The sequence below is a fragment of the Demequina salsinemoris genome (assembly GCF_000974805.1).
In the GTDB taxonomy this organism is placed as follows: Bacteria; Actinomycetota; Actinomycetes; order Actinomycetales; family Demequinaceae; genus Demequina; species Demequina salsinemoris.
The window spans coordinates 310,101-332,787 of the sequence record NZ_BBQZ01000003.1; the positions used below are offsets into that span (position 1 = coordinate 310,101).

At 71.5% G+C, this 22,687-nt stretch carries 19 protein-coding genes; 17 read left to right on the plus strand and 2 right to left on the minus strand.

The window, feature by feature from the left end:
- Positions 1–5: 5 nt before the first annotated feature.
- The 17 genes from AOP78_RS08390 (at position 6) to AOP78_RS08470 (ending at position 17,262) form a co-directional block, all read left to right on the plus strand.
- A complete protein-coding gene (locus AOP78_RS08390; protein WP_062203128.1) occupies positions 6–1,565 on the plus strand; it encodes a UDP-N-acetylmuramoyl-L-alanyl-D-glutamate--2,6-diaminopimelate ligase in 1,560 nt (519 codons plus the stop codon).
- Positions 1,562–3,031 carry a UDP-N-acetylmuramoyl-tripeptide--D-alanyl-D-alanine ligase gene (locus AOP78_RS08395; protein ID WP_062203129.1) on the plus strand — a complete coding sequence of 490 codons (1,470 nt, stop codon included), beginning with the start codon at positions 1,562–1,564 and terminating at the stop codon, positions 3,029–3,031. The genes AOP78_RS08390 and AOP78_RS08395 overlap by 4 nt, the downstream gene beginning before the upstream one ends.
- On the plus strand, positions 3,028–4,113 hold the full coding sequence (mraY, locus tag AOP78_RS08400) for a phospho-N-acetylmuramoyl-pentapeptide-transferase (RefSeq protein WP_062203131.1): 1,086 nt from the start codon (positions 3,028–3,030) through the stop codon (positions 4,111–4,113). Before AOP78_RS08395 ends, mraY begins: the two co-directional genes overlap by 4 nt.
- Positions 4,110–5,471: a UDP-N-acetylmuramoyl-L-alanine--D-glutamate ligase gene (gene murD / locus AOP78_RS08405; protein WP_236685339.1), complete on the plus strand. Its 1,362-nt coding sequence runs from the start codon at positions 4,110–4,112 to the stop codon at positions 5,469–5,471. Before mraY ends, murD begins: the two co-directional genes overlap by 4 nt.
- Before the next feature lie 26 nt (positions 5,472–5,497).
- On the plus strand, positions 5,498–6,709 hold the full coding sequence (locus tag AOP78_RS08410; protein ID WP_160297612.1) for an FtsW/RodA/SpoVE family cell cycle protein: 1,212 nt from the start codon (positions 5,498–5,500) through the stop codon (positions 6,707–6,709).
- Positions 6,702–7,871 carry a UDP-N-acetylglucosamine--N-acetylmuramyl-(pentapeptide) pyrophosphoryl-undecaprenol N-acetylglucosamine transferase gene (locus AOP78_RS08415; RefSeq protein WP_236685340.1) on the plus strand — a complete coding sequence of 390 codons (1,170 nt, stop codon included), beginning with the start codon at positions 6,702–6,704 and terminating at the stop codon, positions 7,869–7,871. Before AOP78_RS08410 ends, AOP78_RS08415 begins: the two co-directional genes overlap by 8 nt.
- Positions 7,868–9,235: a UDP-N-acetylmuramate--L-alanine ligase gene (gene murC, locus AOP78_RS08420; RefSeq protein ID WP_236685341.1), complete on the plus strand. Its 1,368-nt coding sequence runs from the start codon at positions 7,868–7,870 to the stop codon at positions 9,233–9,235. Before AOP78_RS08415 ends, murC begins: the two co-directional genes overlap by 4 nt.
- A 220-nt stretch (positions 9,236–9,455) precedes the next feature.
- The gene (locus AOP78_RS08425; RefSeq protein ID WP_160297613.1) at positions 9,456–10,253 is read left to right on the plus strand and encodes a cell division protein FtsQ/DivIB; all 798 of its coding nucleotides are present in this window, start codon (positions 9,456–9,458) and stop codon (positions 10,251–10,253) included.
- A gap of 144 nt (positions 10,254–10,397) precedes the next feature.
- Positions 10,398–11,561, plus strand: coding sequence for a cell division protein FtsZ (gene ftsZ / locus AOP78_RS08430; RefSeq protein WP_062203139.1), 1,164 nt, complete (start codon positions 10,398–10,400; stop codon positions 11,559–11,561).
- Between the two features lie 7 nt (positions 11,562–11,568).
- Positions 11,569–12,306, plus strand: coding sequence for a purine nucleoside phosphorylase YfiH/LACC1 family protein (locus AOP78_RS08435; RefSeq protein ID WP_062203140.1), 738 nt, complete (start codon positions 11,569–11,571; stop codon positions 12,304–12,306).
- A 70-nt stretch (positions 12,307–12,376) separates the two neighbouring features.
- On the plus strand, positions 12,377–12,847 hold the full coding sequence (locus tag AOP78_RS08440) for a cell division protein SepF (RefSeq protein WP_062203143.1): 471 nt from the start codon (positions 12,377–12,379) through the stop codon (positions 12,845–12,847).
- A 53-nt stretch (positions 12,848–12,900) separates the two neighbouring features.
- On the plus strand, positions 12,901–13,188 hold the full coding sequence (locus AOP78_RS08445) for a YggT family protein (RefSeq protein ID WP_062203144.1): 288 nt from the start codon (positions 12,901–12,903) through the stop codon (positions 13,186–13,188).
- 119 nt (positions 13,189–13,307) lie between these two features.
- Positions 13,308–14,696 carry a DivIVA domain-containing protein gene (locus AOP78_RS15025; RefSeq protein ID WP_152659464.1) on the plus strand — a complete coding sequence of 463 codons (1,389 nt, stop codon included), beginning with the start codon at positions 13,308–13,310 and terminating at the stop codon, positions 14,694–14,696.
- 186 nt (positions 14,697–14,882) lie between these two features.
- Positions 14,883–15,335, plus strand: coding sequence for a TraR/DksA family transcriptional regulator (locus tag AOP78_RS08455; protein WP_083979951.1), 453 nt, complete (start codon positions 14,883–14,885; stop codon positions 15,333–15,335).
- Positions 15,332–15,850, plus strand: coding sequence for a signal peptidase II (lspA, locus tag AOP78_RS08460; RefSeq protein ID WP_169748453.1), 519 nt, complete (start codon positions 15,332–15,334; stop codon positions 15,848–15,850). The genes AOP78_RS08455 and lspA overlap by 4 nt, the downstream gene beginning before the upstream one ends.
- Entirely contained in the window at positions 15,843–16,760 is a 918-nt protein-coding gene (locus tag AOP78_RS08465) for an RluA family pseudouridine synthase (protein ID WP_062203146.1), read from the plus strand. The genes lspA and AOP78_RS08465 overlap by 8 nt, the downstream gene beginning before the upstream one ends.
- A gap of 1 nt (position 16,761) precedes the next feature.
- The gene (locus AOP78_RS08470; RefSeq protein WP_062203148.1) at positions 16,762–17,262 is read left to right on the plus strand and encodes a GNAT family N-acetyltransferase; all 501 of its coding nucleotides are present in this window, start codon (positions 16,762–16,764) and stop codon (positions 17,260–17,262) included.
- Positions 17,263–17,290: 28 nt separating this feature from the next.
- On the opposite strand, the gene AOP78_RS08475 is transcribed toward AOP78_RS08470, so the two are convergent.
- Positions 17,291–18,220 carry an alpha/beta hydrolase gene (locus AOP78_RS08475; RefSeq protein ID WP_062203149.1) on the minus strand — a complete coding sequence of 310 codons (930 nt, stop codon included), beginning with the start codon at positions 18,218–18,220 and terminating at the stop codon, positions 17,291–17,293.
- Positions 18,221–18,275: 55 nt separating this feature from the next.
- On the minus strand, positions 18,276–22,652 hold the full coding sequence (locus AOP78_RS08480) for a DUF3418 domain-containing protein (protein ID WP_083979972.1): 4,377 nt from the start codon (positions 22,650–22,652) through the stop codon (positions 18,276–18,278).
- Positions 22,653–22,687: the final 35 nt, after the last annotated feature.

Genomic DNA, 22,687 nt, shown 5'->3' on the forward strand with positions numbered 1-22,687 from the left:
CAGAGATGGACCTGCGTCCCGCGCACCCGCGCGGTGCGACCCTCGCCGCCGTCGCCGACCGGTTGGGCCTCGCGCCCCTGCCTGGCGTCGTCGCCACGCTCACCGTCGGTGGCGCGACCGTCGATTCGCGCGAGGTGCGGTCCGGCGACCTCTTCGGGGCGTTCCCCGGCTTCAAGGTCCACGGCGCGCGTTTCGGCGCGCAGGTCGCCGCCGCGGGCGCCGCCGCGATCCTCACCGACGCCGAGGGCGCCGAGATCCTCGCCGCCGACGGCGTCGACATCCCCGTCGTGGTCGTGGACGATGCGCGGGCCGCGATGGGGGAGGCCGCGGCGGAGATCTACGGTGATCCCTCGAAGCGGATGACGTTCGTCGGCGTCACGGGCACCAACGGCAAGACCACGACGAGCTACTTCATCGAGTCCGCGCTGAAGCGCGTCTACGAGCGCACCGGCATCATGGGCACGGTCGAGCTGCGCATCGGCGACGAGGCGATCGAGAGCCCACGGACGACGGTCGAGTCGCCCGTGCTGCACGGCCTGCTCGCGCGCATGCTCGACGAGGGCGTGACCGCCGCGGTGACCGAGGTCAGCTCGCACGCGGCGGCGCTCGACCGCATCGCGGGCGTCGAGTTCGCCGTCGCGGTCTTCACGAACCTCCAGTGGGACCACCTGGACTTCCATCTCACGATGGACGGCTACCTTGACGCGAAGGCGAGGCTGTTCGAGCCGGGGCGCGCGCGGCGCGGCGTCATCAACGTGGACGACGAGTGGGGGCGGAAGCTCGCCGCGCGGGTCGAGATCCCGTGCGAGCGGGTGTCCACCCACCCGGACGACCCCCAGGAGGCCGAGTGGTCGGTGACCTGGGCGGACATCGGACTGGACGGCGTGGGCTCGCGCTTCGCGTTCACCGACCCCTCCGGCGCGAGCCACGGCGCGGAGAGCCCTCTCCCTGGCCTCGTGAACGTCTCCAACTCGATGGTCGCGATCGTCGCGGCGCACGCCGCGGGCGTGCCCCTGGACGAGGCGATCGCGGGTGTCGCGGGCGGTCACGAGGTCCCGGGCCGCATGGAGCGCGTGATCGAGCGCAGTGACGCGGATCCGCTTGCCATCGTCGACTACGCGCACACGCCCGACGCCCTCACGCTCGCGCTTCAGGGCGTCCGCCCCATCACGCCCGGTCGTCTCATCCTGATCTTCGGCTCGGATGGCGACCGCGACCAGGGCAAGCGCCCGGTCATGGGGGAGATCGCCGCGAACCTCGCCGACGTCATCGTCCTGACCGACGAGAACCCGCGCTCCGAGGAGCCCGCCGCGATCCGCGCCGCGATCCGCGAGGGCATCGAGAAGGTGCGTCCCGACCTCGCCGACGTGCACGAGGTCGAGCCCCGCGTCGCCGCAGTCGAGTACGGGCTGCGCCTCGGACGGCCGGGCGACACCGTCATCGTCACGGGCAAGGGCCACGAGCCGACCCAGGAGATCGCCGGAGTCTTCCACCGCTACAACGACAGGGACGCGTACCTCGCGGCCCACGCGCGCATCGTCTCCGAGCGGGAGGCGGCCGAATGAGGCCGCTGACCGCAGCCTGGATCGCCGAGGCCAGCGGGGGAGAGCTGCGCGCCGACGCCGACGTCACGGTCACCTCGGCCTGGAACGACACGCGCGTCCTGAAGCCGGGGGCGTTGTACATCGCCGTCGTGGGCGAGTTCTTCGACGGGCACGAGTTCGTGTCGACGGCCGTCGAGGCGGGGGCCGTGCTCACGCTCGCGTCGCGCCCGGTCGACGCGCCTCACGTCCTCGTGGACGACGTCCCCGCGGCGGTCGGGCTGCTCGCGAAGGCGTACCTCGCGCTGCTGCGCTCCGAGGGCGAGCTCACCGTCATCGGGATCACGGGCTCGAACGGCAAGACCACCACGAAGGACCTGCTCACCCAGCTGCTCCCCGACGTTCACGCGCCCATCAAGAGCTACAACGACGCGCTCGGCATGCCGCTGACCGTGCTCGGCGCCGAGCCCTCGACCCGGCACCTCGTGCTCGAGATGGGGGCGAGCGCGCCCGGAGACCTCGCGTACCTCACCGGGATCGCGCCGCTCGACATCGCGGTCGTCCTGACGGTCGGCACGGCGCACCTCGGGGGATACGGCGGCTCTCCGGAAGGCCTCGCGGCGGAGAAGGCGACGCTCCTGGACGGGCTCGTGCCGGGCGGTCTCGCGATCCTCAACGCCGACGACCCTCGCGTGCTCGCGATGACCTCGCAGCCATCCCTCGCTGCCGAAGGGCGCGAGACCTGGCTGTTCGGGCTCGCGGGCGACGGCCCCGACCTTGCCGTGGCCGCCGAGGGGCTGCGAACCGCGGGCGGACGGGCCTCCTTCACCCTGCGGGGATCTGCCGACGCGCCGGTCTGGGCCGCGATCGACGGCTCCGAGATGGGCACCCGCGTCGCCGCGGGCGTGGAAGCCGAGCGCGCGAAGGTCACGCTGAGGCTCGTGGGAGTGCACCACATCACGAACGCGCTCGCCGCGGCGAGCGTCGCTCTCGCCTGCGGCCTGACGTTTCAGGACGTCGCGGCTCGGCTCGCCGAGGCCGGGCCCCTGAGCGAGCACCGGATGGCGCTCACCGAGCGCGCCGACGGCGTACGGATCCTCGATGACGCGTACAACGCGAGCCCCGAGTCGATGAAGGCCGCCTTCCGCGCCCTCAAGGAGGTCGCCGAGGACGGCCGTGCGATCGCTGTCGTCGGCGAGATGCGCGAGATGGGGGAGGCCTCCAGAGCCGCGCACGAGGCGATCGGCCTCGACGCGGTGCGTCTCCGACTCGACCTGATCCTCGTCGTCGGCGAGGGCGCGCGACCCGCCTACGCGTCCGCGGTGCGCGAGGGTTCGTGGGGCGAGGAGGCGGCCTACGCCGCTACGATTGACGAGGCCCGGACGATGCTCGCGAGCGAGCTGCGATCGGGAGACACGGTGCTGGTGAAGGCATCGCATGGCTCGGGCCTGTGGAAGCTGGCCGACGAGCTCCTGGAGGAGAGTGCATGAAGGCGGTAGTCGCCGCGGGCGGAATCGCGCTGCTGGTGTCCCTGCTCGGGACACCGCTGTTCATCCGGTACCTCACCAGCAAGCACTACGGGCAGTTCATCCGTCAGGACGGCCCGGCCTCGCACCACGTCAAGCGCGGCACCCCCACCATGGGCGGTGTCGTGATCATCCTCGCGACCCTGTTCGGGTGGCTCGGCGGCAACGCCTTCATCGGACGATCCCCGAACGTGTCCTCGATGCTCGTCGTCTTCCTGTTCGTCGGGCTCGGCTTCGTGGGCTTCCTGGACGATGCGATCAAGATCCGCCAGGAGCGCTCGCTCGGGCTCAGGGCCGGGTGGAAGATCCTGGGGCAGGCCGTCGTCGGCATCGGCTTCGCGGTGCTCGCGCTCCAGTTCCCGAACGATGCAGGGTTCGCGCCCGCGTCGACGGCGATCTCGATCCTGCGCGACACGTCGATCGATCTCGCGGTGCTGGGTCCGGCCCTGTCCCTGATCGCCTTCGTCATCTGGTCGAACTTCCTCATCACGGCGTGGTCCAACGCCGTGAACCTCACCGACGGCCTCGACGGCCTCGCGACCGGGGCGTCGCTCATCTTCTTCGGCTCGTACATCATCATCGCCATCTGGCAGCTCCAGCAGAACTGCCAGCTCGATGGCGCCGGGTCGCTGTGCTACAACGTGCGCGACCCCCTCGACCTCGCCGTGCTCGCCTCCGCGATCGCGGGCGCGTGCTTCGGCTTCCTGTGGTGGAACACCTCGCCCGCGCGGATCTTCATGGGCGACACCGGATCGCTCGCCCTCGGTGGAGCGATCGCGGGCATGACCATCGTCTCCCGCACCGAGTTCCTCGGGATGCTCATCGGCGGCCTGTTCGTGATCATCGTCGCCTCGTCGGTGCTGCAGATCGGCTGGTTCAAGATCAGCGGCGGCAAGCGGATCTTCAAGATGGCGCCCCTGCATCACCACTTTGAGCTCATGGGATGGAACGAGGTCACGATCGTCGTGCGCTTCTGGATCATCGCTGGGCTTTGTGCGATGGCCGGCGTCGGAGCCTTCTACGCCGAGTGGGTGGCGAACCTGTGAGCATCGCCGGCCTGAGGGTCCTCATCCTCGGCGTCGGCGTCGCGGGGACGTCGGCGCTCCAGGCGTGCCGTGAGGACGGCGCCGAGGCCGTGACCGTCGACGGGAACGGGCGCGGTGACCACCGCGACGTCTCCGAGGTCGACCTCGCCACCTTCGACGTCGTGATGGCGTCGGCGGCCTTCGCCCCGCACTCGCCCGCGATCCGGGCGTGCGAGGAGGCGGGCCTGCCGATCTGGTCCGAGATGGAGTTCGCGTGGAGGGTCCGCCGTCCGGGGATCCCGTGGGTCCTCGTGACCGGCACCAACGGCAAGACCACGACGACGCAGATGGTCGGTGCGATCGCGGAGGCCGGGGGCCTCGACGTCGCCGTGTGCGGCAACATGGGCATCCCCGTGATCACCTCCGCGCGTGAGCAGCACGACCTCGTGGCGGTCGAGATCGCGAGCCTCCAGCTGCACTTCACCGAGACCCTCTCGCCCCACGCGGCCGTCTGCCTCAACGCCGACGACGACCACACCGACTGGCACGGCTCCCTCGAGGCCTACCGCGCGGACAAGGCACGGGTCTATCGGCACGTCCAGGTCGCGTGCGTGTACCCGAGCGCCGACCCGCTCGTCGAGTCGATGGTCGAGGAGGCGGAGGTCGTCGACGGCTGCCGCGCGATCGGCGTCTCGCTCGGCTCGCCGGCGCCGAGCCAGCTGGGCGTCGTGGAGGGCCTGCTCGTGGACCGCGCGTTCGTCGAGGACCGCCGCCACCAGGCGGCCGAGCTGGGAGAGGTCCAGGACCTCGCGCACCTCGTCGCGGGCGCGGTGCCTCCCTACCTCGTGACGAACGCGCTGTCCGCCGCGGCGCTCGCGCGCGCCGTGGGCGTCACGCCCGAGGCCGTCAGCGCCGGGCTCCAGGGATTCGCGCTCGACCACCATCGGACCGCGTTCGTGCGTGAGCTCGACGGGGTCCAGTACGTGGACGACTCGAAGGCGACGAACGCTCACGCGGCGATCGCGGCGTTCGGGGGCATGGGCGCCGGGTCCGTCGTCTGGGTCGCGGGCGGGCAGCCCAAGGGCCAGGAGTTCTCCGACCTCGTGCTGCAGGTGCGGGACCGGCTCAAGGCCGTCGTGCTCATCGGGGAGGACCCCGAGCCGCTCCTGACGGCCCTCTCGGGACACGCGCCGGATATACCCGTTTCGCGGATCGAGCCGGGAGACACTGTGATGGCGAGGGCCGTCCAGGCCGCTCGCTCGTTCGCCACCGTGGGAGACACGGTCCTGCTGTCTCCCGCGTGCGCGTCGTTCGACCAGTTCACCAGCTATGCGGACAGGGGAGAGGCCTTCGCCGAGGCGGCGGGAGCCCTGAGATAGGCGCGGGGGCGCCGAGGGAGGTGCGTGTGACCGCGACGGCAGACCGCCGCAAGGCCGCGCCCGCGCCCACGGGCTCGCCGGTCGTCACCTACTACCTGCTCGCCGCGGCCACCGCCATCCTGCTGCTCATCGGCCTCGCCGTGGTGCTGTCGAGCTCGTCGATCACGTCGACGTTCACCTCCGACGGGGACCCGTGGGGCGCCTTCCTCGTGCAGGTCGCCGCGATGGTGATCGGTCTCGTCCTCCTCGTCGTCGGCTCGCGGATGCCGATCGTGTGGTGGAAGGCCGCCACCCCGATCGCCTTCTACGGCTCGGTCGCCCTGCTCGTGTTCGTCCAGGTCGCGGGCACCGCGGTGAACGGCAACAGGAACTGGATCCGCATCGCCGGCTTCTCCCTCCAGCCGTCCGAGTTCGCGAAGCTCGGCCTCGCGCTCTTCCTGGGCCTCGTGCTCGCGCAGCGGCGCAAGGAGCTGGTCACCCTCAAGGGCATGCTGCTGCCTGGCGGTCTCGCCGCGGGTGCCGTCATCGGCCTGGTGCTCATGGGCGGCGACATGGGAACGGCCATGGTGATCGCCATGATCACCGCGGCGGCCTTCTGGATCGCGGGCACGCCCGCGCGGTTCTTCGGGATGGCTGCGCTCGCCGCGATCCCGGCCGTCGTCTGGCTGCTCACGCAGGGCTCGACCAGATCCGACCGCATCTCCTCGTGGCTGTCTGGCGAGACCGACACGGTCGGGACAGGCCTCCAGCAGACCCGCGGCACGTGGGCGCTCGCGTCGGGAGGCATCTGGGGCCTGGGCCCCGGCAACAGCCGCGAGAAGTGGGGCTATCTGCCCGAGTCGGAGAACGACTTCATCTACGCGATCATCGGCGAGGAGTGGGGGCTGATCGGCACCGTCACGGTGCTCATCGCGTTCGGCATGATCCTCGTCGCGGTCTCCCGCCTCGTGCACCGCCACCGCGACCCGTACGTGCAGATCGCCGCGGGCGCGATCGGGGCCTGGATCGTGGGTCAGGCCTTCCTCAACATCGCCGTCGTGCTCGAGCTGCTGCCGGTGTTCGGCGTTCCGCTTCCGCTCCTGTCCTCCGGCGGATCCTCGATGATCGCGTCGCTCGCGGCGCTCGGCGTGCTGATGGCCTTCGCGCGCCGAGAACCCGGCGCCCCGGAGGCGTTCGCCGCGAGGCCCTCGATGATCCGTCGCTCCATCGCAGTCGTCTCAAGGGGGCGTCGTGGGTGAACCCATCCTGCTGGCCGGCGGAGGCACCGCCGGCCACGTCAATCCGTTGCTCGCCACCGCGGCCGAGCTCGCCTCTCGGGGGCACGCACCCGCTGCGCTCGGGACCTCGATGGGCCTCGAGGCGGACCTCGTGCCGCGCGCGGGCCTCGAGCTCTTCACCGTGCCCAAGGTGCCCATGCCGCGTCGTCCCTCGATGGATCTGGTGCGGCTGCCGATGAACCTCAAGCGGGCGGTCGACGCCGCCGGTCACGCGATCGACGAGATCGGCGCGAAGGCGGTGGTCGGGTTCGGCGGCTACGCTTCCACCCCCGCCTACCTCGCCGCGCGGCGCCGCGGGCTGCCCGTGATCGTGCATGAGGCGAACATGATGCCCGGCCTCGCCAACAAGCTCGGCGCTCGGTGGGCTGCGGCCGTCGCGACGACCTTCCCGTCGACTCCGCTCAAGGGAGCGGTGGTGACCGGGCTGCCGCTCAGGGCCCAGATCGGGGAGCTCGCGCCGATCCTGCTCGAGGACTCCTCGCGTGCCGAGGCGCAGGCCGCCGCGCGGCGCGCCCTCGGGTGGCCCGAGGACGCCGCGGTCCTCCTCGTCACCGGTGGCTCATCCGGCGCCGCGAGCCTCAACGCCGCCACCGTCGGCGCCGCCGAGCGGCTCACCGCGCACGGCGTCCACGTCATCCACCTCACCGGCATCGGCAAGGCCGACGACGCGCTGCGGGTGCGCGGCGGGATGTCGGCCGCGCATCGCGAGATGTACAAGGTCGAGGAGTACGCGCACGACATGGCGGCGATGCTGTCCGCCGCGGGCGCGGTCGTCGCCCGATCCGGCGCCGGCATGGTGTGCGAGCTGACCGCGCTCGCGATCCCCGCGTTGTACGTGCCACTCCCGCACGGGAACGGGGAGCAGGGCCTCAACGCGGGACCCGCGGTCGACGCGGGCGCGGCCACGATGATCCGCGACGCCGACCTGACCCCGGCATCGATCGAGATGGCCGCCGAGCAGATGCTGCTCGACAAGGAGGCTCCCGCCCGCATGCGCGCGGCCGCGCGCCGCGTGGGGATCGCCGACGGTTCGGCGCGCCTGGCCGACCTGGTGGAGCAGCAGCTGAACGCCGAGACGCGGTCGACACCGAACGAGCAGTCGACACCGGAGGAGCAGCCGTGACCGACAGGATCCACTTCATCGGCGTCGGCGGCTCCGGCATGTCCGCCGTCGCACGCCTCACCGCCGCGACCGGCGTCGACGTGTCGGGCACGGATGCCAAGGAGAGCGCCTACTTCCTCGCGCTCAAGGCCGCGGGCATGGATGTCCGCATCGGGCACGACCCTGCGCTGGTGGACGGCGCGGCCGCGGTGGTCATCTCGACCGCGGTGCGCGACACGAACGTGGAGCTCGTGCGGGCGCGCGAGCTCGGCATCCCCGTGGTCCACCGCTCCGAGGCGCTCGCGAATGCCCTGGCCGGGCAGCGGCTGGTCGGCGTGGCCGGCTCGCACGGCAAGACCACGACGTCGGCGCTCACCGCGCACGTCCTGCACGCGTGCGGGATCGACGCGAGCTACGCGGTCGGCGCGCGGGTGCTCGGCATCGAGGGCGCGGTCGCGGGCGGGTATGCCGGCTCGAGCGGCGTGGGTGTGGTCGAGGCCGACGAGTCGGACGGGTCGTTCCTGCGCTACCACCCCGAGGTCGCGGTCATCCTCAACATCGAGCCCGACCACCTCGACCACCACGGCACGGTCGAGGCGCTCCACCAGGCGTTCGAGGACTTCGCGCGCGAGGCGAGCCTGCTCGTGGCGTGCGTCGACGATCCGGTCGTGCGCGGCATCGCGGAGCGTCTGCGGGCCGAGGGTCGCGATGTCGTCGGCTACGGCCAGTCCGCGGATGCGGACGTGCGCGTGACCGATGCCGGGCTCGTGCGCGGATCGGACACGTTCCCGATCTCGCCCGCTCTCCCGGGCGCCCACCAGCGTCTCAACGCGGCGGCGGCGTGGGCCGCCGCGGTCCACCTGGGCGTCGACGCGCATGAGGCGGCCGATGCGGTCTCCACGTTCGGGGGCACCGGACGGCGGTTCGAGCTGCGCGGCGAGGTTGACGGGATCCGCGTGATCGACGACTACGCGCATCACCCCACCGAGGTCGCCGCGATGCTCGAGGGCGCGCGGGCGGCGGGTGCCGGCCATCTCGTCGTCCTCTTCCAGCCTGCGCTCTTCACGCGCACCGAGCTCCATGCCGCGGCGTTTGGCCAGGCCCTCTCCGTCGCGGATGCCGACGTCGTCCTCACCGAGGTCCACGGGGACCGCGAGGACCCGATCCCCGGCGTGTCCTCGCAGCTCATCGCTGACGCGGCCACGATGCCGGAGGGCTCGACGCTCACGCTCGTGCCGTCACTCGTCGATGCCGCGGCGGAGGCCGCGCGTCTCGCCCGTCCCGGCGACCTTGTGCTCACCGTCGGCTCCGGTCCCGTGACCCAGGCCGCGGGCTGGATCCTCGATGCCCTCGCGAAGGGCGCGGGTCGGAGCCCGGATGCCTGAGCGTCCCGCAGCACCCTCGCGCCCGGCGTCCGGCACGCGCCCGGCGGTGCCCAGGGGGCGGAGCTCCGCGACTCCCGCGTCCTCCGACCGGCCCGCCTCGGTATCGCCGCAGGAGGTCCGTCCTCGGCGCGCGGGTGTCGAGACCGTCGAGCCGCCGCAGGCGCCGTCGCACTCCCAGGCGATCGAGCGCGACGCGCCTCAGGCGCCGAACGGACACCCGATGGTCGACCCGAGCATCTGGGTCGGCAGGGCGTCACGCACCTTCGACCAGGTGACGATGCGGATGCAGGAGCGCCTCGCCGAGCGCCGCAAGGTGGAACGGCGCGTGCAGTGGCGGCGATGGGGGCTGCGAGGCGGGATCGTGCTCGCGGTCGCCGTGCTCGCGTGGGCGGTGATGATGTCGCCCCTGCTGCGCTTCGACGCGTCGGCCGCGGAGATCTCGGGCGAGGGGCGGTACGTGGACGCCGACGCCGTCGCCGCGGCGGTCGCCGAGTATGACGGAGAGTCGCTGCTGCTCGTCGACACGGGCGCCCTCGTGGACGGTCTCGAGAGGATCCAGGGCGTGGCTTCCGCGACCGTCGTGCGGCCGTGGCCGTCGACGCTGCGCATCGAGCTCGAGTCCCGCGTCCCTGTCGCCGCGGTGCCGCAGGATGGCGGCGGCTACGTCATCGTCGATGACCAGGCGCAGCCCGTCTCGACCGTGAAGAACGCTCCCAAGAAGCTCCCCGTCGTGAGCGTCCCGTTGGGCGAGGGAAGCGACAGGGTGCTTCAGGCGGTGCTCGGGGTGATCGATGAGCTCCCGGTGGATCTGCGCGCGAAGGTGGAGAGCATCGAGGCCGAGACGGAGGACTCGGTGAGCTTCACGCTGCGCGACGGTCCGCTCGTGGAGTGGGGGAGCGTCGAGGACTCCGCGACGAAGGCCCAGGTCCTCGCCGTGCTGCTCGACTCGAAGAAGACCTCGCAGGCTGCGGTGATCGATGTGTCGGCACCCACCTACCCCATCACGCGCGACGAGTGACGCGGCGAGACGCGTTGATCTGATCCGCGCGACACGCGCGCGTCCTGCCGGGCGAATCCGGCCACGGGACGTACCTTCGTCGTGGATCAACTTGACATAACTATAACCCTCAAGTTGAAGGTTAATGTTTAGGGGGAGGCACCCATGGCCGCACCGCAGAACTACATCACCAACATCAAGGTCGTCGGAGTCGGCGGCGGCGGCGTCAACGCCGTCAACCGCATGATCGACGTCGGGCTCAAGGGCGCCGAGTTCATCGCGATCAACACCGACGCGCAGGCGCTGCTCATGTCCGACGCGGACGTGAAGCTCGACATCGGCCGCGAGCTCACCCGTGGGCTCGGCGCCGGAGCCGACCCCGAGGTGGGGCGCCAGGCCGCCGAGGACCACGAGGACGAGATCACCGAGGCGCTCAAGGGCGCCGACATGGTCTTCGTGACCGCGGGCGAGGGCGGCGGCACCGGCACCGGCGGCGCTCCCGTCGTCGCCAAGATCGCCCGGGGGCTCGGAGCGCTGACCGTGGGCGTCGTGACGCGGCCGTTCGGCTTCGAGGGCCGTCGCCGCGCCGACCAGGCCGACACCGGCATCCAGCGTCTGCGTGAGGAGGTCGACACCCTCATCGTGATCCCGAACGACCGGCTGCTCGACATCTCCGACGCCCAGCTGAGCGTCCTCGGAGCGTTCGCGGCGGCCGACCAGGTCCTCCAGGGCGGCGTGCAGGGCATCACCGACCTCATCACGACGCCCGGCCTCATCAACGTCGACTTCAACGACGTGAAGTCCGTCATGCAGGGTGCGGGAACCGCGCTCATGGGCGTCGCGTCGGCGCGCGGCGAGGGCCGTGCGCTCGAGGCGGCGGAGGGCGCGATCTCGTCGCCGCTGCTCGAGGCCTCGATCGAGGGCGCGCACGGCGTGCTCCTGTCGATCTCGGGTGGCTCGAACCTTGGCATCAAGGAGGTCGAGTCCGCGGCGCGCCTGGTGCGCGAGGCCGCGCACGCGGAGGCGAACATCATCTTCGGAACCGTCATCGACGACTCGCTCGGCGACGAGCTGCGCATCACGGTCATCGCCGCGGGCTTCGACGGCGGCGCCCCGACCTACCGCCAGCACGACCAGGCGGTCGGCGGCGTCGAGACCAAGCCCGCCGCGGCCGCGGCGCCGGCGGCGCCTGTGTCCGCACCGATCGAGAAGCCTGCGATCCCGACCGCGATCGACGACGAGCCCGAGGCTCTGACGGACGCGATCCAGGTCACGCCCCAGGTCGTCTCGGCCGCGGACGAGCTGGACGTCCCCGACTTCCTGCGGTAACCGCCGCATGCTCGACGCCGGGCTGCCAGTCAGAGCGTTCTTCACGGACCGTCGGGGCGGCCACTCAGCGGCCCCGTACGACAGTCTCAACGTCGCGCTCCACGTCGACGACGATCCGGATGCGGTCGCCCGCAACCGGGTCGTCGTGTCGGAGGCGGCGGGCGCGCTCGTGACCTTCCTCGAGGCCGATCACGGCATCCGCGTCGCGCGGATCGACGAGCCGACGCCCCGGCCGCCCCTGGCCGACGTCCTCATCACCGCGACGCCCGGGATAGCGCTCGCCGCGATCGCCGCCGACTGCGTGCCGCTGCTCCTGCACGACCCGTCCACGGGGGCCGTGGCGGCCGTGCACTCGGGGCGTGAGGGGCTGTACCGAGGAGTCGTCGACGCCGCCATCGCAGCGATGCTCGACCTGCGACCTGGCGGGGCGGGCGCGGCCGGGATCCGGGCCTCGATCGGGCCCGCCATCTGCGGCGCGTGCTACGAGGTCCCCGAGGACATGCGCGCCCGCGTCGGGGAGCGCCACCCGGTCGCGATCGCATCGACCTCGTGGGGCACGCCATCCCTCGACATCCCGCGCGCGATCGAGACCCGGCTCACCGAGCTGGGCGTCGGGCCCGTGCTGCGGCATCGCTTCTGCACGCTCGAGGACACGCGGTGGTTCTCGCATCGTCGCGACGGTCGCACCGGCCGCCACGCCGGCGTGATCGTGTGCGAGGGTCCCGTCGGCGTGTCGGTCCCGTGACCGGACGAGGCCGAGACCTAACGTGGTGGCAGATGGCACAGGACATCCATCACGGGAGAGGAGCACGCCGATGAGCGCGGTGCGCAAGGTTGTTCAGTACCTCGGCTTCGACGTCAGTGAGCACGAGGACTACGACTACTCCGAGGAGGAGCTCGCCCCGGTGACCAACCTCCACGAGGCGGCGGAGTCCCGCAAGAGCTCTCCCGCGACCGGATCCGTCCGCGCCGCCCACCGCGAGCCCTCGGCCCCGCAGTCGAAGAGCCTGCGTCGCATCCAGACCATCAACCCGCGCTCGTACAACGACGCGCGCCTGATCGGCGAGGCCTTCCGCTCGGGCGTGCCCGTCATCATGAACCTCACCGAGATGTCCGACGCCGACGCCAAGCGTCTCGTCGACTTCTCCGCCGGACTGTCCTTCGGGCTGCACGGCTCGATCGAGCGCGTCACCACCTCGGTGTTCCTGCTGTCCCCGGCGCACGTCGAGATCGGCATCGACAACGAGCAGCAGCAGGACCACCAGACCTTCTACAACCAGGCCTGAGCCGCGTCTCGGGCGCTGCGGGAACCCTGCGGTTCGTCGGCTAGGCTCGTCGCGTGAACGTCATCTTCGGCCTGCTGGAATTCCTCGTCTTCCTGTTCCTCATGTTCCTGCTGGGACGTGTCGTGCTGAGCTGGGTGCAGGTCCTCGCACGCGATTGGCGCCCCACGGGCGTCGCAGCGGTCGTGGTCGAGTCCGTGTACAGCGTGACCGACCCGCCGATCAAGTTCCTGCGCTCGATCATCCCGCCGATCACCATCGGCCAGATCCGTCTGGACCTGGCCGTGATCATCCTGTTCTTCGTGTGCTACTTCCTCATGATGGTGTTCTCGCTCTTCGGCTGATTTCGGCGCCGACCTGGGACGTCTCAGGAGCGGGCTCAAGTGCGAGCCGATATTTAAGTGAGTAGAGTGACGGAAACGACGCGTTCGTTTCATGTTCGGACGTAGCGAAGGGGTGACCCATGGCTTTGCTGACAGCAGAGGACGTGCTTAACAAGGCGTTCTCGAAGACGAAGTACCGCGAGGGCTTCGACCAGGACGAGGTCGACGACTTCCTCGATGAGGTGGCGCACACGATCTCCGTGCTCACCGCGGAGCGTGACGACCTCCAGCAGCGCTTGGCTGCCGCCCCCGCCTCAGGCGTGGCCGCGCCCGTGGCGCAGGAGGCCGAGCCCGAGTCGCTGCTCGCGGCGGCGACGGACCCGGCTCAGGCCGGCGGTCCGGAGATGGTCGCGATGGCTCAGAAGCTGCAGGACGAGTACGTCCGCGCGGGCGAGGAGGAGCGCGACCGCATCGTCGAGGAGGCACGCGTCAAGGCGGACGAGCTCGTCCGCCAGGCCGAGTCCGACTCGTCGGCCCGCATGGACCAGCTGGCGCAGGAGCGCTCGGCCGTCGAGCGCAAGATCGATGACCTGCGCCGCTTCGAGCGCGACTACCGCGCCCGCCTGAAGACCTATCTCGAGAACCTGCTCGGTGACCTCGACCACGGCGAGGCGCCCACGGGCGTCGCGGCCTCTGGGCCCGCCGCCGCGATCCCCGAGACATCGAGCCCCGCCACGTCGAGCATGGCCGGGCTTGAGGCGGCGGTCGCCGCCGCAGCGCTCGAGGAGGCCGCTGTCGGCGTCGGTGAGGACACGATCCCCATGGACGACGAGGTGGTCGAGGAGCCCGTGGCCGAGGAGGCCGAGGCTGAGGTGTTCGAGGCCGTGGCTGAGGAGTCGGAAGAGGCCGTCGTCGAGGCCGAGGAGGCCGCCGACGAGTCGCCGGTCGAGGACTTCGCCCCTGTGGGGTCCGAGGCCGAGCCCGACGCGATGCCCTTCGGCGGCTTCCACCCGTACGGGGAGCCCGTCGCAGAGGCTGAGCCGGAGCCCGTGGCCGTCGAGGAGCCGGTGGCCGAGGAGGACTCCGCACCCGCCTGGTCGGCAGCGATGCCCACCTTCGGCGCGGAGCCGACCGCGGTCGAGGCCGAGGAGTCCGCTCCCTACCAGCCGCGCATGTTCGCGGCACCGGAGGAGCAAGCGGCGGACGAGCCTCAGCCCGAGGCCGCGCCGGCGCGCGCCTCGCTGTTCGGGGCCCCCGCGGCGCAGCCCGAGGAGGCGCCCTACACGCCTCAGACGTGGGCCGCCCCGCAGGCCGCTTCCCCGGCAGCGCCGGAGCCCGCGAGCCCGGAGGCTCCGAGCTATGAGGCACCTGCGTCGGCGACGCCGATGTGGGCTCCCACGACGTCCGCTCCCTCGTCGACGTCGGCCGAGCCCGCGGCGGCCGCGGAGGAGGAGCCCGAGGCTCCCAAGCCGGACATCTACGACATCCGTTCGATCTTCGGGGACGTGACCCCGCGCAACGACGGCTGATCCTCAGCACCTTCGGAGAGGGCCGGGCGGCGACGCCCGGCCCTCTCCGTGTCCCCGGCGCGGCGTCGGGCCCGGCAGACGTCCGATTATGGAAGGATGTACGCCGACGGCTGACAAGGCGCGTCACGCTTTGCCTGCGACGCGAAACAGGTCTACTCTCGCGTCACTACCGAGAAGAGGTGTGTCATGACCAGCACGGACGTGACGATCATCGAGATCGACCCGAACGACATCAAGGCGGCTTCCGTGAAGTCGTTGCCTGTGCGCGAGGGTGACGAGGCTTGGAAGGTCGCGGAGCTCAAGGACATCGTGACGCTGCTCAACGCTGACGTGGCGCGGCTGCTCGAGGAGTTCCGGGACACGGAGCTCGAGCTGGATGACCTCCTGCACACCTCGGAGGGCGCGGGCGACGACCAGGCCGACGCCGGTTCCACCGCGCTCGAGCGTGAGCAGGAGATGTCGATCGTCAACAACACGCGCGAGATGCTCGAGCAGAGCGTCGACGCGCTGCGTCGCATCAAGGCCGGCACCTTCGGCGCCTGCCAGGTGTGCGGCAACGGCATCGGCAAGGCTCGTCTCCAGGCGTTCCCCCGCGCGACGCACTGCGTCACCTGCAAGCAGCGCGAGGAGCGTCGTTGAGCTGGCGGCCAGCCTTCTGGCTGGCCGCGATCCTCACGGTGGCGGTCGACCAGGCCACCAAGCAGTGGGCGCTGTCCGCGCTCACGCCGGGAACGAATCAGCCGCTCGTCGGTGATCTGCTGTCGCTGCAGCTCGTGTTCAACTCAGGGGCGGCGTTCTCCTTCGGGAACTCGAGCACGCTCATCCTCACCGTCGTCGCCCTCGTGCTCACGGTGGGCATCCTCTGGTACGGCCGACGCGCCTCGGCGACGTGGTCGGCGGTGGTGCTCGGCCTCGGCCTCGGCGGCGCGGTCGGCAACCTGATCGACCGGCTGTTCCGTGAGCCGTCGTTCGGGCAGGGGCACGTGGTCGACATGATCAAGTACGGCGACCTCTTCATCGGCAACGTCGCGGACATCGCGATCGTCGGCGCGGCCGTCTGGGCGGTGCTCGCGGGGCTGTTCGGGCACCGACTCCTGGAGCACGAGGCGCCCTCCGCGCCGGTGACTGCCGAGGGCACGGCCGACGGTGTCTGAGACCCGCTACCTGCCGGTCCCTGACGCGGTCGTGGGGGAGCGGGCCGATGCCGCGCTGTCCAGGATGCTGGGGCTGTCGCGCACGAAGGCCGCCGAGATCCTCGAGTCAGGTGCCGCGATGCTCGACGGGCGCGTGCTCGGCAAGTCCGACCGCCTCGCCGACGGCATCCTCGCCGTGGATATCCCGGACGAGCGCGAGCCCGCTCCCGAGCCCGAGATCCCCGGCGGCCTGACGATCGCGTATGAGGACGAGGACCTCGTCGTCGTGGACAAGCCCGTCGGCGTGGCCGCGCATCCGTCGCCCGGGTGGACCGGCCCCACGGTGGTCGGCGCGCTCGCCTCCGCCGGGGTGACCCTGGCAGACGCCGGGCCTGCCGAGCGCAAGGGGATCGTGCATCGTCTGGACGTCGGCACGTCCGGACTCATGGTGGTCGCGAAGTCGGTGCCCGCGTACAGCGCGCTCAAGGCGGCGTTCAAGGAGCGCACGGTCGAGAAGATCTACCATGCTGTCGCGCAGGGCCACCTGGACCCTACGGTCGGCACGATCGACGCGCCGATCGGACGGCACCCGAGCTCGGACTGGAAGTTCGCGGTGGTTGAGGGCGGGAAGCCCTCGGTCACGCACTACGAGGTGCTCGAGATGTTCCCCTCGGCGTCGCTGCTGGAGATCCATCTGGAGACCGGCCGCACCCATCAGATCCGCGTCCACATGCAGGCGATGCGGCATCCCCTCGTGGGCGACCTCACGTACGGCGCGGATCCCACGCTCGCGAAGAAGGTCTCGCTGAGCCGCCAGTGGCTGCACGCGCATGAGCTCGCGTTCGCGCACCCGACCCGCGGTGGCGAGGTGCGCGTGGTCTCGCAGTATCCGGAGGACCTCGCCGCGGCTCTCGAGATCCTGAGGGGCTGACATGAGGGTCGAGACGGTCACGACCCCCGAGCTGCTGGATCAGGCGATCGCGGTGAGGCTCGAGGTCTTCGTGACGGAGCAGGGCTTCGATGCCGAGGGCGAGCGCGACGCGGTGGACGACGACCCCCGCACCGTCCACGCGGTGTGCCTCGCCGATGACGGGACGATGCTGGGGACGGCTCGCCTCGTGGCGCCGGGCACGGACTCGGGTCGTGGCGTGGACGGCGGCATCGGCGGCATGGATGCGTCCGTGCCGCACATCGGCCGCGTCGCGGTGACGCGCGCGGCTCGCGGCACCGGTGCGGGACGCGCGCTCATGGAGTTCCTCGAGCGCGAGGCGCTCGAGCGCTTCGGCGTCGACGGGGAGGCGCGCGTGGAGGTCAGCGCGCAGCGCCAGGCGATGCCGTTCTACCGCTCTCTGGGCTACACCGCCTTCGGCGACGCGTACCTCGATGAGCACGTCTGGCACCAGGACGCGTTCCGCATCGTCCGCGACGCCTGAGACGCGTGCTGCCCCGAGGGCGCCGCCGTCAGGACTCGAGTGAGTCCAGGAACGCCAGGGCGGCGTCCGAGATCTGCTCGCGGGCGTCGTCGTTCGAGATCGTCGGCGTGCCGTCGCCCGGCTGAAGGCCGTAGGCTCCGAACTGCGCGTGGCTCCCGCCGTCGATCACGGTGAACGTCGAGTCGGCGGGCAGGTCATCGCGCGACGCGTCGATCTTGTCGGGCGTCGCGAGGCCGTCCTCGGAGCCTGAGATCGACAGCACGTCGCCCGCGAAGTCGCTCATGTCGTCGGCCGGGTATGAGGCGAGGAACAGGAGCCCTACGGGCAGGTCGCCGCCGTTGCCGACCTGGAGCGCCGCGACGGTGCCTCCGAGCGAGTGCCCGCCGACCACCCACTGGGCGTCGAGGTCGAGCTCGGCCGCCATGACGTAGCCGTCGAGGGCGAAGAAGCCGATGCCGAACGGCTGCTTGGTGATCACCACCGTGTGGCCCGCCTCCGCGAGCGGCCTCAGCACGGCCGCGTAGGCGCGCGGGTCGACGCGCGCGCCGGGCTGGAACTCGAGCGCGATGTCGCTGGCCTCGCCGGTGGGCGCGAACAGGATGTAGTCCGCCGTCTCGGTGACCGTCACCGCGTCGTCGGAGGCCATGGCGGCGAGCGCGGGCTCGGTCGCGCTGAAGGGCCGCAGCCATGCGGTCACGGCGATCCAGCCCAGCCCCGCGACCGCGCCGAGGATCCGCAGCACGCGGCGCCACCCAGGGCGACCGCCCCAGCCGCGCCACGAGGCGACGCCCACGAGCGCCGCGCCCAGGACGGTCAGCGCCAGCATGATCGCGTACGCCGGGTGGCCGTGCCGCACCGCGCCCCACTGGGTGAGCAGCACCCACGCGACGACTGCGATCGCGGCGGCCGCGAGGGCGCGCTCGGTCCACACGAGCCAGGCTGGGGCGGTGGTCTTCATGCTGCTCCTTCGGTGATGCAGGGACGATGCGTCGCTCGGGCGTGCGGCGGTCGCGTCAGATCTCGGCGAGCGCCTTGCGGATCCGCTTGTCCGACACGGGCCCGTCGGTGCCGAGGGTCTGCGCGAAGAGCGAGACCCGGTACTCCTCGATCATCCAGCGCACGTCGTCGAGCGCGGCGCGGCGCGCGGGATCGGGGCGACCGGCTTCGAGCGCCTTGCGGACGGCGTCGTGCTCGTCGGCGACCTCGCGCACCTTCCAGGCGAGCTCGGTGTCCCGGGACGATGCGGTCGCCGCCTTCTCGAGGCGCACCTTGGCGGCCTTGAGGTAGCGGGCGAGGTGGCGCAGTCGAGCGGGAGGCGTCGCGGACACGAAGCCGTCGGCGACGAGCTCCGCGGATTGGGCGCGGAGCTCCGACAGCACGTTCAGCAGCGCCATCGAGGTCGATGACCTCACGGCGGAGTCGAGCTCCCGCGCGGCCTCGAGGATCGGGAGCACGCGCGCGACGATCGCGTGGACCTCGTCCTCGAGCCGTTCGCGCAGGATCGTGCGAGCGCGGTCGTACTCAGTTGCCGAGCGGATCGCCCCCGCGTCGAGTCCGGTGTCCGAGCCGGGGGAGGTGAGCGCGGTGACGGCGGCGAGCTGAAGGTCGTCGACGAGCGCCTCGGTGTTCCGGTACGGCGCCGAGGCGAGCAGCAGGGACTCCTTCGAGCTCCACCGCGACGTCACGCGCGCGGTGGCGAGCCCGACGTCGGCGACCAGGAGGCGTCGGATGCCGGCGGGGTGGGCCGCGTCGCGCGAGGGAGCGTCGGGAAGGATCCGCAGCGCTGCCTTGCGCCCCTTCTCCGCGACGATCGCGGGATAGCCGCGGACCGCGACGCCGCCGACGACTCCTTCGACGTGCTCGGGCAGCACGCCGCCGGGGAGGGTCGGCCAGGCGGTGAGCCCCTCCTGCTCGGGCAACGAGGCGACGACCGGGGCGATCGACGCAGGGCTCGGCGTCGCATCGTCCCTGTTGCCAGGCCCTTGCGAGCGGGAACGCGAGGACGGGCGCGCCGTCGCGACCGCGCGCTTGACCGCAGCCTCGGTCCTCGGCGCGAGCTCGCGCTGGAGCGCGATGAGGCTCGTGGACGACGACACGGCCTTGCGGCCCTCGACCGCCTCGAAGGTGACCCTGAGGTGGGAGGGGAGGCGCGCGTCGACCTCGTCCCACGCGTCGTCAGGGATCGTGACGCCCTTGACCGCGGCGATCCCCCGCGTGAAGGCGGAGCGGTAGGACTCGGCCATGTCGCCCGCTCGCGCCATGTCGGTCCATGCGGGTGTCTCGACGTCAAGCCATCGCACGACGGCACGCGCGGTGTCCGGCGCGGGCACGAGGCCTCGGCGCACCACCTTGGGCAGGGCGCGGATGGTCTCGGTCGTGAGCTCCTCGAGCAGGCCGGGGACGAGCCAGTCGAAGCCGTCGGGGACGACGCGGGGCAGCAGCGCGAGCGGGATGCGGACGGTGAGGCCGTCATGGAGCGCGCCCGGCTCGAACGCGTACTGGAGCGGCAGCGCGAGCTCGCCCTGCGGCCAGGAGTCAGGGAAGGCGTCGGGGTCGACGTCGGCCTCGGGAGGCAGCAGGTCGTCGCGGCGCAGCGTGAGCAGGTCGGGTGCGCTCCGCGAGGCGTCCTTCCACCAGCGATCGAAGTGCCGCGCGGAGACGACCGAGTCGGGGATGCGCTCGTCGTAGAAGTCGAACAGCGTCTCGTCGTCGGCGATGAGGCCGCGCGTGCGCGAGCGGGCCTCGATGTCCTCGAGCTCGGCGAGCAGCCGCTGGTTGTCCTTCCAGAACTTGTGGTGCGTGGTCCACTCGCCCTGGACGAGCGCGTGGCGGACGAACATCTCGCGCGCCTCGGCGGGCCGCACGCGCCCCCACAGGATCGCGCGGTCGGACACGATCGGCACGCCGTAGAGGAGCACCTTCTCGTGCGCCATCGCGGCGCCCTGCTTGGTGGACCAATGGGGGTCGGAGTAGGTCTTCTTGGCGAGATCACCCGCGAGCTCCTCCGCCCACTCGGGCTTGATCGCCGCGACGTCGCGCGCCCACAGGCGACTCGTCTCCACGAGCTCGCCTGCCATGACGAACTCCGGCGGCTTCTTGGACAGCGCCGAGCCGGGATTGATCGCGAACCGCACGCCGCGCGAGCCGAGGTACTCGTTCGACGCACGTTTGCGGGCCTTGCGGATCGCCGCCTGGCGCTTCTCGCCCGTGAGGTGGCTGAAGTCGGACGCCTTGACGTCGAGGGTCTCCTGCATGCCGATCTGGGACAGCAGGCCGGCGAGCACCGAGCGGTGGATCGCCTCCTCGTTCCACACGTGCCGGAGCGCGCCGGTGGCCTTCTCGTCGCCCTCGGGGGTGACCTTCTTGGGCCTTCCCGACTGCATCGGGATGCCGAGCGGCTTCGCTGCCTCGCGGATCTGCTGGACCACGTCCTGCCATTCGCGGATCCGCAGATAATGCAGATGCTCGGCCTTGACGAGGCGCCTGAACGCGGAGCCGGACAGCTCGCGGCGGCGCTCGCGGAGGTGCTCCCAGAGGTTGAGGTAGGACAGCAGATCCGAGCTCGGGTCGGCGAAGCGGCGGTGCATGAGGTCGGCGGTCTCGCGGATCTCGGCGGGACGCTCGCGCGGGTCCTGGATGGACATGGCGGCGGCGACCACGGCCACCTCGTGCGCGACGCCGTGCTTGGCTGCCTCGACGATCATGCGCGCCTGGCGCGGGTCCATCGGCAGGCGCGCGAGGGCCCGCCCGGTCTCGGTGAGACGCGTGGCGCCGTCGCGCTGTGAGATCGCGCCGAGCTCGGCGAGGAGGTTCATGCCGTCCCTGATCGCGCGCGTGTCCGGCGGCTCGACGAACGGGAACGACGCCATGTCCTCGGGCGAGGCGACCACGCCGACGGAGATCATCTGCAGCAGCACCGACGCGAGCGAGGTGCGCAGGATCTCGGGCTCGGTGAACCGGGGCCGGCCCTCGAAGTCCTCCTGCGAGTACAGGCGGATCGCGATGCCGTCCGCGAGGCGTCCCGCGCGGCCCGAGCGCTGGTTGGCGCTCGCCTGCGAGATCGGCTCGATCGGCAGGCGCTGCACCTTGGTCGCCTTGGAGTAGCGCGAGATGCGCGCGGTGCCGGGGTCGACCACGTAGTGGATGCCGGGGACGGTCAAGGACGTCTCGGCGACATTCGTCGACAGGACGATGCGGCGCGCGGTGTGGCGCTCGAACACCCGGTGCTGCTCGGCGGCGCTGAGCCGGCTGTAGAGGGGAAGGACCTCGATGCGGCGTGGGTGCCTCGGGTTCCGGACGCGGTCGCCGTAGTGGCCCTCGAGCGCGTCGGCGGCGTCCCGGATCTCGCGCTCGCCCGAGAGGAAGACGAGGATGTCGCCGTCGCCCCACGTCATGAGCTCGTCGCACGCCTCGACGATGCCGGTGACCATGTCGCGCTCGTCGCCCTTGGTCTCGCCCTCGAGCGGGCGGTAGAGGATCTCGACCGGGTAGGTGCGGCCCGTGACCTCGACGACGGGGGCGACCGGCGCATCGTCCATCTGGGGGGACGGGGACGATGCGGTGGTCCCGGACGATGCCAGGGCGGCGGTCGCATCGTCCGTTCCGTCGGGAGCGACGTCTTCGGGAGCGACGTACGGGAGCGGGCCGCCCGGCGCGAAATGCCGCGCGAAGCGCTGCGAGTCGATCGTCGCCGACGTGATGATGACCTTCAAGTCGGGGCGACGGGGGAGCAGGTTGGTGAGGTAACCGAGCAGGAAGTCGATGTTGAGGCTGCGCTCGTGGGCCTCGTCGATGATGAGGGTGTCGTACGCGCGCAGCTCGGGGTCGCGCTGGATCTGCGCGAGCAGGACGCCGTCGGTCATGACGCGCACGAGCGTCTCGGGCGAGGACTCGTCGGTGAAGCGCACCTGGTAACCGACGATGCCGCCCAGCGGCGTACCGATCTCCTCGGCGATGCGCTCGGCGACCGAGCGGGCCGCGATGCGGCGCGGCTGCGTGTGGCCGATCTGGCCCGCGCGGCCGCGGCCGAGCTCGAGGCAGATCTTGGGAAGCTGGGTCGTCTTGCCCGAGCCCGTCTCTCCCGCGACGATGACGACCTGGTTGTTCCTGATCGCCTCGGCGATGTCCTCGCGACGGGCGCTGACGGGCAGCTCCTCGGGATACGAGATCGGCGGCAGCTCGACGGCGGCGCGCTTCTCGGCTGCGGCCGCGAGGGCGGCGTGATTCACGCGCGGCTGGCGAGGTGTGCCCCGACCCGAGCCCTGCCCGCGACCCGAGCCCTGCCCGCGGCGACGGCCGTGACCGCGGCGACCCGAGCGTCCCTGCGCCTGATTCCCGTCGCGGTCGAGGCGACGGCCCGGCGCGTTCTCGGGCGGCGTGTCGGCGGTCATGCCCACCATTGTCCCAAGGTGTCAGGGGTGATCCG

What these genes read in the sequence shown, in the direction of transcription:
- AOP78_RS08435 (WP_062203140.1), top strand. Translation starts at nt 11,569, where the DNA reads ATGCTCGACGCCGGGCTGCCAGTCAGAGCGTTCTTCACGGACCGTCGG.
- AOP78_RS15025 (WP_152659464.1), top strand. Translation starts at nt 13,308, where the DNA reads ATGGCTTTGCTGACAGCAGAGGACGTGCTTAACAAGGCGTTCTCGAAG.
- AOP78_RS08395 (WP_062203129.1), top strand. Translation starts at nt 1,562, where the DNA reads ATGAGGCCGCTGACCGCAGCCTGGATCGCCGAGGCCAGCGGGGGAGAG.
- AOP78_RS08470 (WP_062203148.1), top strand. Translation starts at nt 16,762, where the DNA reads ATGAGGGTCGAGACGGTCACGACCCCCGAGCTGCTGGATCAGGCGATC.
- AOP78_RS08455 (WP_083979951.1), top strand. Translation starts at nt 14,883, where the DNA reads ATGACCAGCACGGACGTGACGATCATCGAGATCGACCCGAACGACATC.
- AOP78_RS08475 (WP_062203149.1), bottom strand. Translation starts at nt 18,220, where the DNA reads ATGAAGACCACCGCCCCAGCCTGGCTCGTGTGGACCGAGCGCGCCCTC.
- ftsZ (WP_062203139.1), top strand. Translation starts at nt 10,398, where the DNA reads ATGGCCGCACCGCAGAACTACATCACCAACATCAAGGTCGTCGGAGTC.
- AOP78_RS08440 (WP_062203143.1), top strand. Translation starts at nt 12,377, where the DNA reads ATGAGCGCGGTGCGCAAGGTTGTTCAGTACCTCGGCTTCGACGTCAGT.
- AOP78_RS08390 (WP_062203128.1), top strand. Translation starts at nt 6, where the DNA reads ATGGACCTGCGTCCCGCGCACCCGCGCGGTGCGACCCTCGCCGCCGTC.
- mraY (WP_062203131.1), top strand. Translation starts at nt 3,028, where the DNA reads ATGAAGGCGGTAGTCGCCGCGGGCGGAATCGCGCTGCTGGTGTCCCTG.
- AOP78_RS08425 (WP_160297613.1), top strand. Translation starts at nt 9,456, where the DNA reads ATGGTCGACCCGAGCATCTGGGTCGGCAGGGCGTCACGCACCTTCGAC.
- AOP78_RS08480 (WP_083979972.1), bottom strand. Translation starts at nt 22,652, where the DNA reads ATGACCGCCGACACGCCGCCCGAGAACGCGCCGGGCCGTCGCCTCGAC.